16 protein-coding genes are annotated in these 16,038 nt (G+C 69.9%); 1 reads left to right on the top strand and 15 read right to left on the bottom strand.

What is annotated here, in order from left to right:
- Nucleotides 1-3: 3 nt before the first annotated feature.
- Nucleotides 4-2,538 carry a RelA/SpoT family protein gene (locus tag ACQF4J_RS37015; protein WP_351580821.1) on the bottom strand — a complete coding sequence of 845 codons (2,535 nt, stop codon included), beginning with the start codon at nt 2,536-2,538 and terminating at the stop codon, nt 4-6.
- A 411-nt stretch (nt 2,539-2,949) separates the two neighbouring features.
- Between ACQF4J_RS37015 and ACQF4J_RS37010 the strand changes: the two genes are divergently transcribed.
- Nucleotides 2,950-3,177 (top strand): hypothetical protein, encoded by a 228-nt coding sequence (locus ACQF4J_RS37010; protein WP_351580818.1) that lies wholly within the window; start codon nt 2,950-2,952, stop codon nt 3,175-3,177.
- A gap of 100 nt (nt 3,178-3,277) precedes the next feature.
- Here the strand turns inward: ACQF4J_RS37010 and ACQF4J_RS37005 are convergent, their stop codons facing one another.
- The 14 genes from ACQF4J_RS37005 to pgsA form a co-directional block, all read right to left on the bottom strand.
- Entirely contained in the window at nt 3,278-3,817 is a 540-nt protein-coding gene (locus ACQF4J_RS37005) for an adenine phosphoribosyltransferase (protein ID WP_351580815.1), read from the bottom strand.
- Nucleotides 3,814-4,923 carry a protein translocase subunit SecF gene (gene secF, locus ACQF4J_RS37000; RefSeq protein WP_351802547.1) on the bottom strand — a complete coding sequence of 370 codons (1,110 nt, stop codon included), beginning with the start codon at nt 4,921-4,923 and terminating at the stop codon, nt 3,814-3,816. The genes ACQF4J_RS37005 and secF overlap by 4 nt, the downstream gene beginning before the upstream one ends.
- A 3-nt stretch (nt 4,924-4,926) precedes the next feature.
- Complete coding sequence (secD, locus tag ACQF4J_RS36995; protein ID WP_351580810.1) at nt 4,927-6,717, bottom strand: protein translocase subunit SecD; 1,791 nt, start codon at nt 6,715-6,717, stop codon at nt 4,927-4,929.
- Nucleotides 6,718-6,850: 133 nt separating this feature from the next.
- Nucleotides 6,851-7,342 carry a preprotein translocase subunit YajC gene (yajC, locus tag ACQF4J_RS36990; protein ID WP_427168663.1) on the bottom strand — a complete coding sequence of 164 codons (492 nt, stop codon included), beginning with the start codon at nt 7,340-7,342 and terminating at the stop codon, nt 6,851-6,853.
- Nucleotides 7,343-7,529: 187 nt separating this feature from the next.
- Complete coding sequence (ruvB, locus tag ACQF4J_RS36985; RefSeq protein WP_058926482.1) at nt 7,530-8,597, bottom strand: Holliday junction branch migration DNA helicase RuvB; 1,068 nt, start codon at nt 8,595-8,597, stop codon at nt 7,530-7,532.
- Nucleotides 8,598-8,622: 25 nt separating this feature from the next.
- Complete coding sequence (gene ruvA / locus ACQF4J_RS36980; protein ID WP_351580803.1) at nt 8,623-9,228, bottom strand: Holliday junction branch migration protein RuvA; 606 nt, start codon at nt 9,226-9,228, stop codon at nt 8,623-8,625.
- Nucleotides 9,225-9,785 (bottom strand): crossover junction endodeoxyribonuclease RuvC, encoded by a 561-nt coding sequence (ruvC, locus tag ACQF4J_RS36975; protein ID WP_351580800.1) that lies wholly within the window; start codon nt 9,783-9,785, stop codon nt 9,225-9,227. The genes ruvA and ruvC overlap by 4 nt, the downstream gene beginning before the upstream one ends.
- A gap of 204 nt (nt 9,786-9,989) precedes the next feature.
- Nucleotides 9,990-10,742: a YebC/PmpR family DNA-binding transcriptional regulator gene (locus tag ACQF4J_RS36970; RefSeq protein WP_351802543.1), complete on the bottom strand. Its 753-nt coding sequence runs from the start codon at nt 10,740-10,742 to the stop codon at nt 9,990-9,992.
- A gap of 52 nt (nt 10,743-10,794) precedes the next feature.
- Complete coding sequence (gene pdxT, locus ACQF4J_RS36965) at nt 10,795-11,397, bottom strand: pyridoxal 5'-phosphate synthase glutaminase subunit PdxT (protein ID WP_142150515.1); 603 nt, start codon at nt 11,395-11,397, stop codon at nt 10,795-10,797.
- A 13-nt stretch (nt 11,398-11,410) separates the two neighbouring features.
- Nucleotides 11,411-12,322: a pyridoxal 5'-phosphate synthase lyase subunit PdxS gene (gene pdxS, locus ACQF4J_RS36960; protein WP_058926477.1), complete on the bottom strand. Its 912-nt coding sequence runs from the start codon at nt 12,320-12,322 to the stop codon at nt 11,411-11,413.
- Nucleotides 12,323-12,484: 162 nt separating this feature from the next.
- Nucleotides 12,485-13,027, bottom strand: a complete 543-nt coding sequence (locus ACQF4J_RS36955; protein WP_351580794.1) for a hypothetical protein — start codon at nt 13,025-13,027, stop codon at nt 12,485-12,487.
- 44 nt (nt 13,028-13,071) lie between these two features.
- Nucleotides 13,072-14,238 carry a glycosyltransferase family 4 protein gene (locus ACQF4J_RS36950; protein ID WP_351802541.1) on the bottom strand — a complete coding sequence of 389 codons (1,167 nt, stop codon included), beginning with the start codon at nt 14,236-14,238 and terminating at the stop codon, nt 13,072-13,074.
- Nucleotides 14,235-15,155, bottom strand: coding sequence for a phosphatidylinositol mannoside acyltransferase (locus tag ACQF4J_RS36945; RefSeq protein WP_427167748.1), 921 nt, complete (start codon nt 15,153-15,155; stop codon nt 14,235-14,237). Before ACQF4J_RS36945 ends, ACQF4J_RS36950 begins: the two co-directional genes overlap by 4 nt.
- On the bottom strand, nt 15,152-15,895 hold the full coding sequence (gene pgsA / locus ACQF4J_RS36940; RefSeq protein WP_351802563.1) for a phosphatidylinositol phosphate synthase: 744 nt from the start codon (nt 15,893-15,895) through the stop codon (nt 15,152-15,154). The genes ACQF4J_RS36945 and pgsA overlap by 4 nt, the downstream gene beginning before the upstream one ends.
- Nucleotides 15,896-16,038: the final 143 nt, after the last annotated feature.

The raw sequence follows: 16,038 nt of genomic DNA, 5'->3' as shown, positions 1-16,038 counted from the left end.
TCTCTAGGAGCGGTTGCGGGCCGAGGTCACCCGGTAGACGTCGTAGACGCCCTCGACGCCTCGTACGGCCTTCAGGACGTGGCCGAGGTGCTTCGGGTCGCCCATCTCGAAGGTGAAGCGGGAGGTGGCGACGCGGTCGCGGGAGGTCTGCACGGCCGCGGAGAGGATGTTGACGTGCTGGTCGGACAGGACGCGGGTGACATCGGACAGGAGCCGGGAGCGGTCCAGGGCCTCGACCTGGATGGCGACCAGGAAGACCGAGGACTGGGTGGGCGCCCACTCGACGTCGAGGATGCGCTCGGGCTCGCGGGACAGTGACTCCACGTTGACGCAGTCGCTGCGGTGAACCGATACGCCACTACCCCGGGTGACGAAACCGATGATCGGGTCGCCGGGGACGGGCGTACAGCAGCGGGCCAGTTTGACCCACACGTCCTCGACGCCCTTGACGATGACGCCCGGGTCCGCGCTGGAGCGCCGCTTGCGGCGGCTGCGGGTGGGCGGGACCGCCTCGTCGATCTCCTCGGTGGCCGCCTCCTCGCCGCCGAGCGCGGAGACGAGCTTCTGCACGACGTTCTGCGCGGAGACATGGCCCTCGCCGATCGCCGCGTACAGCGCGGAGATGTCCGGGTAGCGCATCTCGTGGGCGAGCGTGACCAGCGAGTCGCCGGTGAGGATGCGCTGGATCGGCAGGTTCTGCTTGCGCATCGCGCGGACGATGGCGTCCTTGCCCTGCTCGATCGCCTCGTCGCGGCGTTCCTTGGAGAACCACGCCCGGATCTTGTTGCGGGCGCGCGGTGACTTGACGAAGCCCAGCCAGTCGCGGGACGGGCCGGCGCCGGCCGCCTTGGAGGTGAACACCTCCACCAGGTCGCCGTTGTCGAGCGTCGACTCCAGCGGTACGAGGCGGCCGTTGACCCGTGCTCCTATCGTCCGGTGGCCGACCTCCGTGTGGACCGCGTAGGCGAAGTCCACGGGAGTGGCACCCGCGGGGAGCGCTATGACGTCACCCTTTGGGGTGAAGACGAAGACCTCGTTGCGGGACAGGTCGAAGCGGAGGGACTCCAGGAACTCGCCCGGGTCCTCGGTCTCCTTCTGCCAGTCCAGCAGCTGGCGCAGCCACGCCATGTCGTTGAGGTGGTCGTCCTTCTTGCCGGCCTTGGGCACGTCGGTGCGCACCTTGGAGGCACCGGCGACGGCCTCCTGCTTGTACTTCCAGTGCGCGGCGATGCCGTACTCGGCGCGGCGGTGCATGTCGAAGGTGCGGATCTGGAGCTCGACCGGCTTCCCGTTGGGGCCGATGACCGTCGTGTGCAGCGACTGGTACATGTTGAACTTCGGCATCGCGATGTAGTCCTTGAACCGGCCGGGGACCGGGTTCCATCGCGCGTGGACGGTGCCGAGGGCCGCGTAGCAGTCGCGGACGGTGTCCACGAGGACGCGGATGCCCACCAGGTCGTAGATCTCCGCGAAGTCACGGCCGCGGACGATCATCTTCTGGTAGACGCTGTAGTAGTGCTTCGGACGCCCGGTGACGGTCGCCTTGATCCGGGCCGCGCGCAGATCCTGCTGCACCTCGTCGGTCACTATGGCCAGGTACTCGTCACGCTTCGGTGCCCGCTCGGCCACCAGCCGTACGATCTCGTCGTACATCTTGGGGTAGAGGATCGCGAAGGCGAGGTCCTCCAGCTCCCACTTGATGGTGTTCATACCGAGGCGGTGGGCGAGCGGCGCGTAGATCTCGAGGGTCTCGCGCGCCTTCTTCTCCTGCTTCTCGCGCTTGAGGTAGCGCATGGTGCGCATGTTGTGCAGGCGGTCGGCGAGCTTGATGACCAGGACGCGCGGGTCCTTGGCCATGGCGACGACCATCTTGCGCACGGTCTCGGCCTGCGCGGCCTCGCCGAACTTGACCTTGTCCAGCTTGGTGACGCCGTCGACGAGTAGCGCGACGGAGTCGCCGAAGTCGCGGCGGAGCTGGTCGAGGCCGTACTCGGTGTCCTCGACGGTGTCGTGCAGCAGGCCCGCCATCAGGGTGGCCGGATCCATGCCCAGCTCGGCGAGGATCGTGGTCACCGCGAGGGGGTGCGTGATGTACGGGTCGCCGCTCTTGCGCTTCTGGCCACGGTGCCAGCGCTCGGCGACCTGGTAGGCCGTCTCGATCTTGCGGAGCGTGGCCGTCTCGATCTTCGGGTCGTTGCTGCGCACTATCCGCAGCAGCGGCTCCAACACCGGGTTGTACGGGTTGGAGCGCTGGACGCCGAGGCGGGCGAGGCGGGCGCGGACGCGGTTGGAGGAGCCGGAGCGGGCGGGCTGACCGGTGTTCGGGCGCACCGCCGGGGCCGTGGGCACCGGGCTTTCGGACGGGGCCGGCTTGGGGCGGGACTGTTCGGCCGACTTGTCGACGGGCGCGGACTGGGCGTGCTCGACCGGCCCGCGGGTGTCGTTCTTGGCGACCGGCTCGGTCGGCGCGGGTTTGGCCGCGGCTGCCGAGGCGGACTCGGGCTTGGCGGCGGTCAGGTGCTGGGCCTCGTCTGGCAAGAGGACTCCTCGTGCGCGATCCGGGTCCCCCGGTCAGGCTCCGGAGGACCCATGGTAGCGATCCTGGGCATCAGGATCGCCTTCAGGCCGATGTGAGAACGGTCTACCCGCGTAACACGGATGGCCGCCACTGCATTCCACGACCCCGCAAAGAAATCGGAAAGCTTTTCTCCGAAAGTCACTAATTGGACAGAGCAGAGGAATCAAGGCGAATTAATTCGGTTGACTCGAACATCGGGCGCCGCCTAAGATCCACTTCGACCCAGAAGCGGAAAATGACCTATTCCGCTTCTAAAGAAAAAGAAACGGGAGAGCATGAGAATGCTTGGAAAGACAATGGCGGCTGCGGCTCTGGCAGTCGGTCTGAGTGCGGCTTTCGCACTTCCCGCCCAGGCGGCGACCGCGGCCCCCATGTCGACGCACCGGGGGAGCTCGGGTTGCTTCAACTGGTCCTGGGCCGACGGGACCACGACGACCACCATCTACTACCACAACACGTGCAGCACCACGAAGCACCTGTGTGTCTGGTGGAAGGACGGCCAGGAGAACAACCTGCACCGCATCACGGCCGGAGCCGATGCGAAGGGTCACCTCAAGGAGCCCGGCACCATCATAACCAACGACATCGAGGACTGCTGATTTCGCCGTCCACCGGATTGCGTAAATAGCAGGGGGAAAAAGACGGAGCCCCGAGTGCGACAAGCGCGCACTCGGGGCTCCGTCATTTCGAGAACTCCGCTCAGAGAGCGAGCACGGCCTCCAGGGGAGCGCCCTTGAGGGCGGGCTCAAGACGGGCACGGCCGCCCAGGAATCCCAGCTCCATGAGGACGGCGAGACCCACGACCTCGGCTCCCGCCCGGCGGAGCAGCTGGATCGAGGCCTCGGCGGTGCCGCCGGTGGCGAGGACATCGTCGATGATGAGGATCCGGTCGTCCGCCGACAGATCCTCCGCGTGGACCTCGATCTCCGCCGAGCCGTACTCCAGGTCGTAGGCCTGGGCGAGGGTGGCTCCGGGGAGCTTGCCCGCCTTGCGGACGGGGATGAATCCCAGGCCGGCGCGGACGGCGACCGGGGCGCCGAGGATGAAGCCGCGGGCCTCCAGGCCGACGACCTTCGTGGCGCCCGTGTTCGCCGCGACCTCGGCGAGCGCGTCGGTGAGCGCCGTGAAAGCCGCCGGGTCCGCCAGGAGCGGGGTGATGTCCTTGAACATCACCCCCGGCTCCGGGTAGTCCGCGACATCGCGGATACGGCTGAGCAGCAGCTCCTGGATGCCGGTCATCGGCGCTTCCCGGACGGACGGCCGCGGCCTCGGCCGCGGGAGGCGGGCTGGTGGCGCGGGCCGACGACCGCCGCGGCGGCGTCCTCGTGCTCGTCGCCGTAACCGTCGTCCATCGTCTCCGGCTGCTCGTCCTGCGCGGCGGCCTGGGCGCGCTTGGCGAGGACGCGCTTCTTGAGCGCCTTCATCTGCGGCTCGCGCTCCTTGAGGTCGGCCACGAGCGGCGTGGCGATGAAGATCGAGGAGTACGCACCGGCCGCGAGGCCGACGAACAGCGACAGCGAGATGTCGTTGAGGGTTCCCGCGCCGAGGAAGCCGCCGCCGATGAACAGAAGGCCCGCCACCGGCAGCAGGGCGACGATCGTGGTGTTGATCGAACGGACGAGGGTGCCGTTGATCGACCTGTTGGCGATGTCGCTGTAGGTGAAGCGGGTCTGCTTGGTGATGTCCTTCGTCTGCTCCTTGAGGCTGTCGAAGACGACGACCGTGTCGTAGAGCGAGTAACCGAGGATCGTCAGCAGACCGATGACCGTGCCCGGTGTGACCTCGAAGCCGACCAGGGCGTAGATACCGGTCGTGATGGTGATGTCGTGGATCAGCGCGACCAGGGCCGCGAGCGCCATGCGCCACTCGAAGGCGATCGCCAGGTAGATCACCACGAGCACCATGAAGATGCCGAGGCCCTCCCAGGCCTTGTTGGCGATCTGGTCACCCCAGCTCGGGCCGACCAGGTCGGCGGCGATGGACTCGGTGGACATGTTCAGGTCCTTGGCCAGTTCGGCCTTGGTGGCGTCCGACTTCTCGGTGTCCATGCCGGCGATCTGGATGCGCAGGCCGCCGGTGCCGAGCTTCTGCACCACCGCGTCGTGGCCGGCCGCCCGCGACGCGTAGGTCTCCGCCTGCGTCACCGAGACACTGGTCTTCCCGGTGGTGAAGACGGCGCCGCCCCGGAAGTCGATGCCCATGTTCAGGCCGCGCACCGCCAGGCCGACGATGGCCGTGATGGTGATCAGGATGGAGATGCCGTACCAGATCTTGCGCTTGCCGACGAAGTCGTAGCTGATCTCGCCGCGGTGGAGTCGGGCGCCGAGGTTGCCGAGTTTCGACATCGCTCACGCTTCCTTCGGGTCGACAGGGCCCGCGACGGGGCCGGAGGGACGGCGGGTGCGGCGCAGGGGGGCCTTGGCGCCCAGGCCCTTCGGGTCGAGTCCCGACCACTTGTGGCCGCTCGCGAAGAACTTGCGTCGGGCGAGGATCGTCATCAGCGGCTTGGTGAAGAAGAAGACGACGACCACGTCGAGCACGGTGGTCAGACCGAGCGTGAACGCGAAGCCCTGGACCTTGCCGACGGTCACGATGAACAGCACCGCGGCGGCCAGGAACGACACGAAGTCGGAGACCAGGATGGTACGCCGGGCGCGCGGCCAGGCCCGCTCCACGGCGGGACGCAGCGTGCGGCCCTCACGGATCTCGTCCCGGATGCGTTCGAAGAACACGATGAACGAGTCCGCTGTGATGCCGATCGCGACGATGGCGCCGCAGACGGCCGGCAGGTTCAGCGCGAAGTGGATCGTGGGGCCGAGCAGCGACATGATCACGTAGGTGAGGATCGCCGACACCAGCAGGGAGGGGATCGCGACGATCGACAGCCCGCGGTAGAAGGCGAGCAGGTAGATGATGACCAGACCCAGGCCGATCGCACCCGCGATCAGACCCGCGTGCAGCTGCTCACCGCCGAGCGCGGCCGTCACGGTGGTCACGCTCTGCTCCTTGAAGGAGAGCGGGAGCGCGCCGTAGGACAGCATGTTGGCGAGGCCCTGGGCCTCCTGCTGGCTGAAGCTGCCGGTGATCTCCGCGCTGCCGCCGGTCAGCGCCTCCGAGACGCGCGGGTCGGAGACGACGTTGCCGTCGAGGACGATCGCGAACTGGTTCTGCGGGGGCTGGTTCTTGGCCAGCTCACCGGTGATGTCGCCGAACTTCTTGGCGCCCTTGGAGGTGAACTCCATCGTGACGGTCCAGCCGGCGCTGCTCTGCGTGTTGAAGACGGCCTGGGCCTTCTTCACGTCCGTGCCGTCGACGCCGGCGGGGCCGAGGATGTACTTCTGCCACTGGCCCGAGGAGTTCTTGCCGCAGGCGACGGTGGGCTCGGAGGCCTTGGCGTTCTTGCCCGCGGTGGTCTGCACCGTCTTCTTCGTGCAGTCGAGGGCGGCGTACTGCGCCTGCAGCTTGGCGGCCGCGTTGCCGGCGGCCGAGCTGCTGCTCGCCGACGGGGTGGGGCTGGCGGACGTCTTCGAGCCGGAGGAGGCGGTGGCGCTCGGCGTCGCGTCCGCCTTGAGGGCGTCGGTGACCGCGCGGCCCTGCGAGGTGGCCGTCGCCGACGGGCTCGCGGAGGACGAGGGAGTCGACGTGCCGGTGGCCTTCTGCCCCTTGTCGGTGGCCTTGGCCGAGGGGCTGCCGGAGGTGCTGGGCGACGGGCTGGCCTTCGCCGAGCCGCCGGAGACCTCGGTGGTGAGCACCGGGCGGAAGTACAGCTTGGCGGTGGTGCCGACCTGGTCGCGCGCTTCCTTGGAGTTCGTGCCCCGGGGGATGTTGACGATGATGTTGCTGCTGCCCTGGGTCTGCACCTCCGTCTCGGACACGCCCAGACCGTTGACACGGCGGTTCATGATGGCGACCGCGGTGTCCATGTTGGTCTTGTTGATCGCGTTGGGCTGGCCCGGCTCGTTCACCGCCTGAAGGGTGATGCTCGTACCACCGGCCAGGTCGATGCCGAGGCGCGGAGTGGTGTTCCCGGAGGCGAACATCCCACCGGTGAGCGCCACGATGGCGATCAGAATGAGGGCCAGCGAGCGCCCTGGCTTGCTCTGGGCGCTCGCGCTTCGGCCCTTTTTAGGTGCTGCCACCTTCTCGTACTCCCTCTCGGGCCGTTCCACGCCGGGTCAGCGCGGTGTCGGCCATGACATGGTGTCGGGATCCCCGTGTGCGAGACGACACGTCCCGGGGCGCGCGAGGTCGGCCGCGCGCCCCGGGACGTGACTACTTCGCGTCGGAGTCGCCGTCGGTCTTCTTCGGCTCCTCGTCCGACTTCGTCTCCGTGGCGGCGGTCTCGTCGGCCGGCTCCTCGGTCGCGTCCTTCTTACCGAGGTCGACGGACTTGTCGTCGGAGGCGGCGGCAGCTTCGTCGGCGGAGTCGTCGGTCTCGGTGAGGGAGGAGGCGTCGTCCGGGACGACGTCGGTGTCGGACTTCAGGTCGTGCTCGATGCCGTGCACGATGCGGTTGTACTCGTCATCGCTGAGCACGGAACCGATGGCGTTCTTCGCGAAGAGGAGGTCCACGCCCGGGCCGGCGTCGAGGAGGACCGTGTCCTCGTTGACCTCCTTGACCGTCGCGTACATGCCCCCGATCGTGCGTACGCCACTGCCGGGCTGCATCTCGTTCCGCATCTGCTGGGCCTGCTGCTGCTTGCGCTTGGCCGAACGGGTCATGAGGAACATGGCCCCGATGAGCACGATGAACGGGAGGAGCATGGTGATATTCACGGGACGGAATTTCCTTCGCACGACCGCGATGGAGAGCGGCCTCATGGATGGGGGTATGTATGCCGCCGACAAAGGCGGCATCGGCGGAGTCTAAGCGAGTCCGCGCGCATGGAACAACGCTCAGCATGGCACCTGGGTTCCTGACCCGGCCAATGCCGGCGCCGTCACAATGGCATCACGTCCCGAACAGGTCCTGTTGTCCGTTTCCCGCAGTGGCGGAGCGGGGCGGGGTGAGGCCGAGATGCGCCCATGCGGCGGGCGTGGCGACCCGGCCGCGCGGGGTGCGGGCCAGCAGCCCCTCCCGTACGAGGAAGGGCTCGGCGACCTCTTCGACGGTCTCGCGCTCCTCCCCCACGGCGACGGCGAGGGTGGACAGGCCGACGGGTCCGCCGCCGAACAGTTTCAGCAGCGCCTCCAGTACACCGCGGTCGAGGCGGTCCAGGCCCCGGGCGTCGACCTCGTACACCGCGAGGGCCGCGGCCGCTATGTCCCGCGTGATGAGGCCGTCGGCCTTGACCTGGGCGTAGTCCCGTACGCGGCGCAGCAGGCGGTTGGCGATACGGGGCGTGCCGCGGGAGCGGCCGGCGATCTCGGCGGCGCCGTCGGCCTGGATCTCCACGTCGAGCAGGTTCGCGGAGCGGTGGATGACGCGCTCCAGCTCGGCGGGCTCGTAGAACTCCATGTGCGCGGTGAAGCCGAAGCGGTCGCGCAGCGGGGGCGGCAGCAGACCCGCGCGCGTGGTGGCGCCGACCAGGGTGAAGGGGGGCAGTTCGAGCGGGATCGCGGTGGCGCCGGGGCCCTTGCCGACGATGACGTCGACGCGGAAGTCCTCCATCGCCATGTACAGCATCTCCTCGGCGGGCCGGGACATGCGGTGGATCTCGTCGAGGAAGAGGACCTCGCCCTCCTGGAGGGAGGACAGGATCGCGGCCAGGTCGCCGGCGTGCTGGATGGCGGGTCCGCTGGTGATGCGGATGGGGGCGCCCATCTCCGCCGCGATGATCATGGAGAGGGTGGTCTTGCCGAGGCCGGGGGCGCCGGAGAGGAGCACATGGTCGGCGGTGGCGCCGCGGGCGCGTGCGGCGCGCAGCACCAGGTCGAGCTGTTCGCGGACCTTCTCCTGGCCGATGAACTCGCCCAGGTCCTTGGGGCGCAGGGCGGCCTCGACGGCCTGGTCCTCACGGTCGGCGGACGCACCGACGAGCCGCTCGGCGGAGGTGTCGGTGGTGTCGTCCCAGTTCATGTGGTGTGCCTCGGGTTCGGGGTGGTCAGCGGGCGCGGTTGAGGGTCTGCAGGGCCGCCTTCAGCAGCTGTCCGACCTGCGGGGTGCCCTCGGCGGCCTCGGCCTGCGGTGCCACCGCGGTCACCGCCTCGTCGGCCTCGCGGGTGGCGTATCCCAGGCCGATGAGCGCGGCGTGCAGCTGGTCGCGCCAGCCCTGGGTGACGGGGGCGCCGACCGCGGGGGCACCGACCGGTTCGCCGAGCCGGTCCTTGAGCTCCAGCAACAGCTTCTGGGCGCCCTTCTTGCCGATGCCCGGGACGGCGGTGAGGGCCCTCTCGTCACTGGTGGCGATGGCGCGGCGCAGGGCGTCCGGGCTGTGCACGGCCAGCATCGCCTGGGCGAGGCGGGGGCCGACTCCGCTCGCCGTCTGCAGCAGCTCGAAGACCTGGCGTTCGTCGTCGTCCACGAAGCCGTACAGGGTGAGCGAGTCCTCCCGTACCACCAGGGAGGTGGCGAGCTTGGTCTGCTGGCCCATGCGCAGCCCGGAGAGGGTGTTGGGCGTGCACTGGACGGCGATGCCGATCCCGCCCACCTCGACCACCGCGGAGTCGGGTGCCAGGGCGGCGACCGGGCCGCTGACGAACGCGATCATGCGATACGGCCTTTCGAAGATGCCTGGGCGGCCTTGGCCGCCTGGGCTGCGTGCAGGGCCACGGCCTGCTGGAGTCGGTTCTGCGCGGGGGCGCGCCAGATGTGGCAGATGGCGAGCGCGAGGGCGTCCGCGGCGTCGGCGGGCTTCGGGGGCGCGTCGAGCCGCAGGAGGCGGGTGACCATGGCGCCGACCTGGGCCTTGTCGGCGCGTCCGCTGCCGGTGACGGCCGCCTTGACCTCGCTGGGGGTGTGCAGGGCGACGGGGATGCCGCGGCGGGCGGCGCAGAGCATGGCGACGGCGCTGGCCTGGGCGGTGCCCATCACGGTCCGTACGTTGTGCTGGCTGAACACGCGCTCCACTGCCACGTACTCGGGCCGGTGCTCGTCCAGCCAGGCCTCGATGCCCTGTTCGATCGCGACGAGACGGTGCCCCAGCTCGGCGTCCGCGGGCGTCCGTACGACACCCACGCCGACCATGGTCAGCGGCCGGCCCGCCACCCCCTCGACGACGCCGACTCCACACCGGGTCAGCCCGGGGTCCACCCCGAGTACACGCACCGCGCCCCCTCCCCTCTTTGCGGCTGAACCGCCGCCGCTCTCGCGGACCTGGCCGAGCACCGTCGGGGTCCCTCAATGGCCGGTTCCGGTCCGTGGACGGTGATCTTTGACTGCCGCAAGGCTATCCGCTGCCACTGACAACAGCGGCGGGCCGGTGGGACGTGTCCCATCGGCCCGCCGAAATCCGCTCAGCTCGCGGCAGCGCTACGCGTCGACCTTCTCCATGACCTCGTCGCTGACGTCGAAGTTGGCGAAGACGTTCTGCACGTCGTCGCTGTCCTCGAGCGCGTCGATCAGCTTGAAGATCTTCTTGGCGCCCTCCTCGTCCAGCTCGACCTGCATGGTCGGGACGAAGTTGGCCTCGGCGGAGTCGTAGTCGATCCCGGCCTCCTGCAGGGCGGTGCGGACCGCGACCAGGTCGGTGGCCTCGCTGAGCACCTCGAAGGACTCGCCCAGGTCGTTGACCTCCTCGGCACCCGCGTCCAGGACGGCGGCCAGGACGTCGTCCTCGGCCAGCTCGCCCTTGGGGACGATGACGACGCCCTTGCGGTTGAACAGGTACGACACCGAGCCGGGGTCGGCCATGGAGCCGCCGTTGCGGGTCATGGCGACGCGCACGTCGGAGGCGGCGCGGTTGCGGTTGTCGGTGAGGCACTCGATGAGCACCGCGACGCCGTTCGGGCCGTAGCCCTCGTACATGATCGTCTCGTAGTCGGCGCCGCCGGCCTCGAGACCACCGCCGCGCTTGATCGCGGAGTCGATGTTCTTGTTCGGGACCGACGACTTCTTCGCCTTCTGGACGGCGTCGTAGAGCGTCGGGTTGCCGTCGAGGTCGACGCCGCCCATGCGCGCCGCGACCTCGATGTTCTTGATCAGCTTCGCGAAGAGCTTGCCGCGCTTGGCGTCGATCACGGCCTTCTTGTGCTTCGTCGTGGCCCATTTAGAGTGGCCGGACATCTGCCTGTCTCCTTCGCGTAACCCATCTCTGCAACGAACGCCAGGAATCCTACTAGGACTCCGTCGCCCGGTTCGCGTGCACCATGTCGACGAACAGGGAGTGCACGCGGTGGTCGCCGGTCAGTTCCGGGTGGAACGACGTGGCGAGCGCGTTGCCCTGGCGGACCGCGACGATGTGGCCCTCGTGCTCGGCGAGCACCTCGGTCTCGGCGCCGACGGACTCGACCCAGGGGGCGCGGATGAAGACGCCTTCTACAGGATCGCCCTCGACGCCCTTGACGTCGACCGCCGCTTCGAAGGACTCGTTCTGCCGGCCGAAGGCGTTGCGGCGCACGATCATGTCGATGCCGCCGAAGGTCTCCTGGCCCGAGCGCGGGTCGAGGATCTTGTCGGCGAGCATGATCATGCCGGCGCAGGTGCCGTAGACCGGCATGCCGGCCCGCACGCGCGCGCGGAGGGGCTCCATCACGCCGAAGAGGACGGCCAGCTTGGAGATGGTGGTGGACTCGCCGCCGGGGATGACGAGGCCGTCCACCTCGGCGAGTTCTTCGGGGCGCCTGACCGGCCTGGCCACGGCGTCGGCCGCGGCCAGGGCGATGAGGTGCTCCCGTACGTCGCCCTGGAGGGCCAGGACGCCTATGACGGGGGTGTTCATGTGATCCGGTGCCTTACCAGCCGCGGTTGGCGTAGCGCTCGGCCTCGGGCAGGGTGTCGCAGTTGATGCCGACCATGGCCTCGCCGAGGTTGCGCGACGCGTCCGCGATGATCTTCGGGTCGTCGTAGAAGGTGGTGGCCTTGACGATGGCGGCGGCGCGCTTGGCCGGGTCGCCGGACTTGAAGATGCCCGAGCCGACGAAGACGCCCTCGGCGCCGAGCTGACGCATCAGCGCGGCGTCGGCCGGGGTGGCGACGCCACCGGCGGAGAACAGCACCACGGGGAGCTTGCCGAGCTCGGCGACCTCCTTGACCAGCTCGTACGGGGCGCGCAGCTCCTTGGCGGCGGCGTACAGCTCGTGGTTGTCGTAGCCGCGCAGGCGGGCGATCTCGTTCTTGATCTGGCGCAGGTGGCGGACGGCCTCGACGACGTTGCCGGTGCCGGCCTCGCCCTTGGAGCGGATCATGGCCGCGCCCTCGGCGATGCGGCGCAGGGCCTCGCCGAGGTTGGTGGCGCCGCAGACGAAGGGGGTGGTGAAGGCCCACTTGTCGGAGTGGTTGACCTCGTCGGCCGGGGTGAGGACCTCGGACTCGTCGATGTAGTCGACGCCGAGGGACTGCAGGACCTGGGCCTCGACGAAGTGGCCGATGCGGGACTTGGCCATGACCGGGATGGAGACGGCCTCGATGATGCCCTCGATCATGTCCGGGTCGGACATGCGGGCCACGCCGCCGTCCTTGCGGATGTCGGCCGGGACCCGCTCCAGGGCCATGACGGCGACGGCGCCCGCGTCCTCGGCGATCTTCGCCTGCTCCGGCGTGACGACGTCCATGATCACGCCACCCTTGAGCTGCTCGGCCATACCGCGCTTCACGCGCGCGGTGCCGGTCTCGGGGGCCTGGTTTTCGGAGAGCGTGCTGGACACGGATGACCTCACTGAAGGGAAAGAGGGTTTCTGCAATCCCCGAGGAAACGTGAGCGCACCAGTCCACGGCAAGGGCCAATGACAACCCGGTGGATCGTTTTGCCGCCGAGCCGCCCGATCCGGCCCCGCGCCGGCCGGGCCGCGCGCCGCCGGGCCGGCGTCTCAGGCCGCCCGGTCCGCCAGGCCGGCCGGTGGTTCGTCGTCCATCTCGAAGGCCATCGGGACGGGGGCGTGACCCGCCAGGCGGAACCAGCGGACCTTGCGGTGTTCGCGGAGCCGGTGAGCCGCGCCGACCGCGTCGTTGTGGAAGCGGCGGGCCATCGGGACGCGGCGTACGGCCTCCGCGAGCTCGTGGGTGGCCGCCTCGCCACCGGGGGCCTCGCGCACCACCTCGACCTGGGCCGACTCGGCGAACACCGCCCGCAGCGCCTGGCTCAGCTCGCTCTCGGCGACCTCCCGCTGCTCCTCCTCGGCCTGCCGGGCGGCGTGCGCGGCCTCGTACAGGACGATCGACGCGGCCGGGTCGAGCACGCCCGAGGTGGCCAGTTCCTGGGCCACCGAGGCCCTGCGCAGCAGCTGGGCGTCGAGTGCGGCGCGGGCGGCGTCGATCCGGGCGTGCAGCCGGTCCAGGCGGCCCGCGGTCCAGCTCAGGTACAGGCCGAACGCGACGAGGGCGGCGAGGATCCAGATCAGGGTTGCGGTCACGGGCGCTCACGTTACCGGGCACGTCACGGCGCCCGGAGGGGGCGTCAGTCCCGCGCCAGCCCGAACCGCGCCCGCAGCCCCGGCACCCGGTCGTCCGCCGCCGCGACCGCCGTCGTCCCGTCCGTCACCGTCTCGTACACCGACAGGATGTCCGCCCCGACCGTCGACCAGTCGAAGCGCCGTACGTGCGCGCTGCCCCGCTCGCGGAGCTCGGCCCGGCGCCCCGGGTCCCCGAGCAGCCGCACGGCCGCCTGCGCCAGTGCGTCGGAGTCCTCGTTGGCGAACAGCTCTCCGGCCGCTCCCTGGTCCAGCACCTGCGCGAAGGCGTCCAGGTCCGAGGCGAGGACCGGCGCGCCCGCCGACATCGCCTCGACGAGGATGATGCCGAAGCTCTCGCCGCCGGTGTTCGGGGCGACGTAGAGGTCGACGCTGCGCAGGAAGCGGGCCTTGTCCTCGTCGCTGACCATGCCGAGGAACTCGACGCGGGAGCGCAGTTCGGCGGGCAGCGACTCGACCGCCTCCTCCTCGTCGCCCCGGCCCGCGACCAGCAGCCGTGTCTGCGGCCGGGCCGCGAGGATCTTCGGCAGGGCCCGCATCAGCACCGGCAGGCCCTTGCGCGGCTCGTCGATGCGGCCGATGAAGCCGATCGTGTCGCCCTGCCAGGCGGGGTTGGGCTCGGCCTTGGCGAAGAAGTCGACGTCCACGCCGTTCGGGATGACCACCGCGTCGCCGCCCAGGTGCTCGACCAGGGTGCGGCGGGCGTACTCGCTCACCGCGATCCGCGCGCTGATCTTCTCCAGGGCCGCCTGCAGGATCGAGTACGCGGCGATCATCGCCTTGGAGCGCGGGTTGGAGGTGTGGAAGGTCGCCACGATCGGGCCCGACGCCGCCCAGCAGGTGAGCAGGCCCAGCGACGGCGAGGTCGGCTCGTGGATGTGCACGACGTCGAAGTGGCCGTCGTGCAGCCAGCGGCGCACCCGGGCCGCCGAGAGGAAACCGAAGTTCAGGCGGGCCACCGAGCCGTTGTACGGCACCGGGACCGCGCGGCCCGCCGAGACGACGTACGGCGGCAGCGGGGTGTCGTCGTCGGCGGGCGCCAGGACGGACACCTCGTGACCGAGCCGGATGAAGTACTCGGCGAGGTCGCGGATGTGGAACTGGACGCCGCCCGGTACGTCCCAGGAGTACGGGCAGACGATGCCGATCCTCACAAGGCCCCCTTGGCGGGATCACGTGCGGGGTCGAGGTCCTTGAGCCACAGACGCTGCAGCATGTGCCAGTCCTCCGGATGGTCGGCGATCCCGGTGGCGAAGGTGTCGGCCAGCGCCTGTGTCATGACAGACGTCTTCTCGGCCCGGTTGCCTGTCTCCGGCACCTCGATCGGGGGATGCACGCGCCCCCGCATGACGGGCGAGTCGTCGTACCAGAGCGTGACCGGCAGCAGGAGCGCGCCGGTCTGCTGGGCCAGAAGGGCCGGACCGGCCGGCATCCGGGTGGCCTCACCGAAGAACTCGACCTCCACGCCCGAGGTCGACAGGTCGCGCTCGGCGACCAGGCAGACCAGGCCGCCGTCGCGCAGTCGGCGGGCCAGGGTGCCGAAGGCGGTGCCGCCGCTGTGCGGGAGGACCTCCATGCCGAGGCCCTCGCGGTAGGCGACGAAACGGTCGTAGAGGCTCTCGGGCTTGAGGCGTTCGGCGACGGTGGTGAACGGCGTCTCGAGCGCGGTGGTGACCCAGGCGCCGGCCAGGTCCCAGTTGGCCATGTGCGGCAGCGCGAGAACGACGCCCCTGCCGGAGGCGATGCCGTCGGTGAGGTAGTGCACGTCCTTGGGGTCGAAGCCCGTCCTGACGCGTTCGGCGCTCCACGCGGGCAGCCGGAAGGACTCCATCCAGTAGCGCAGGTACGAGCGCATCCCCGCGCGTGAGAGCTCGGCGAGGCGCTCGGGGCTCGCGTCCGGCACCACGCGCGCGTAGTTGGCCTCCAGGCGCTGCACGCCCTTGCCGCGCCGCTTCCAGGCGAGGTCGGCGATGCTCCGGCCGAGCCGTACGGCGGCCGGCTCGGGAAGCTTCTTGACCGTGCTCCAGCCCAGGCCGTACAGCCCGTCGGTCAGCTGATCCCGGACGCTCACTTCGCCGCCTCACTCCCCTGGGAGGCATTCTCGCTCTCCTGGGCGGCGGCCGCCGCCTCGGCCTCGGCCGATTCGCGGCGGACCGTGACGACGCGCTGGACGAGGGTGACGAGGCTGCCGACGGCGACGATCCACAGGGCGACGGGCAGCAGGTACTGGATCCCCGGCACGCCGAACTTGTGCAGTCCGGCGAGACCGGCCGCGACGAGCGAGATGACCAGGCGCTCGGCCCGCTCGACGAGGCCGTTGACGGCGACCGGCAGGCCGATCGACTCGCCCCGGGCCTTCGTGTACGACACCACCTGGCCGCTTGCCAGGCAGAAGATGGAGACGGCGCACAGGACGTTGTCGTTGCCGTCGCCCGCGTACCAGAGGGCGAATCCGCCGAAGATCGCGCCGTCGGCGACGCGGTCGAGCGTGGAGTCGAGGAACGCGCCCCAGCGGCTGCTGCGTCCGAGCTGGCGGGCCATGTTGCCGTCGACCAGGTCGGAGAAGACGAACAGCGTGATGACGACCGTGCCCCAGAAGAACTCGCCCATGGGGTAGAAGACCAGGGCACCGGCGACCACGCCCGCGGTGCCCAGCAGCGTGACCGTGTCCGGGCTGACGCCCCGGCGGATGAGAAACGCGGCGAACGGTGTGAGGACACGCGTGAAGAATGCACGCGCGTACTTGTTCAGCATGGCCTTCCCGACGGTCGGTGTGACCGGCTCGGCCCCTGTGGCCACCGGCTGGCCCATCGTAGCCACGCGCGCGTGTGTGCGACCGCCGGGCACTGCCGGACAGGACCAGTGGCCGTCGCCGAGGGGACCTACGGGCACGATCACGTCCTCCGTATGGACGCACCGTGACGGGAGTGGAAAGCTCGAAGAACCGCGGGCGT

Source organism: Streptomyces sp. C1-1 (genome assembly GCF_050214755.1).
Classification (GTDB): Bacteria; Actinomycetota; Actinomycetes; order Streptomycetales; family Streptomycetaceae; genus Streptomyces.
This window is presented reverse-complemented; position numbering and strand designations above follow the sequence as displayed.

Bases quoted from the DNA above. Each gene is read 5' to 3' on its own strand.
- secF (WP_351802547.1), bottom strand. From the start codon at position 4,923: ATGTCGAAACTCGGCAACCTCGGCGCCCGACTCCACCGCGGCGAGATC.
- ruvB (WP_058926482.1), bottom strand. From the start codon at position 8,597: ATGAACTGGGACGACACCACCGACACCTCCGCCGAGCGGCTCGTCGGT.
- ruvA (WP_351580803.1), bottom strand. From the start codon at position 9,228: ATGATCGCGTTCGTCAGCGGCCCGGTCGCCGCCCTGGCACCCGACTCC.
- ACQF4J_RS37010 (WP_351580818.1), top strand. From the start codon at position 2,950: ATGTCGACGCACCGGGGGAGCTCGGGTTGCTTCAACTGGTCCTGGGCC.
- ACQF4J_RS36970 (WP_351802543.1), bottom strand. From the start codon at position 10,742: ATGTCCGGCCACTCTAAATGGGCCACGACGAAGCACAAGAAGGCCGTG.
- pgsA (WP_351802563.1), bottom strand. From the start codon at position 15,895: ATGGGCCAGCCGGTGGCCACAGGGGCCGAGCCGGTCACACCGACCGTC.
- pdxT (WP_142150515.1), bottom strand. From the start codon at position 11,397: ATGAACACCCCCGTCATAGGCGTCCTGGCCCTCCAGGGCGACGTACGG.
- yajC (WP_427168663.1), bottom strand. From the start codon at position 7,342: ATGCTCCTCCCGTTCATCGTGCTCATCGGGGCCATGTTCCTCATGACC.
- ACQF4J_RS37005 (WP_351580815.1), bottom strand. From the start codon at position 3,817: ATGACCGGCATCCAGGAGCTGCTGCTCAGCCGTATCCGCGATGTCGCG.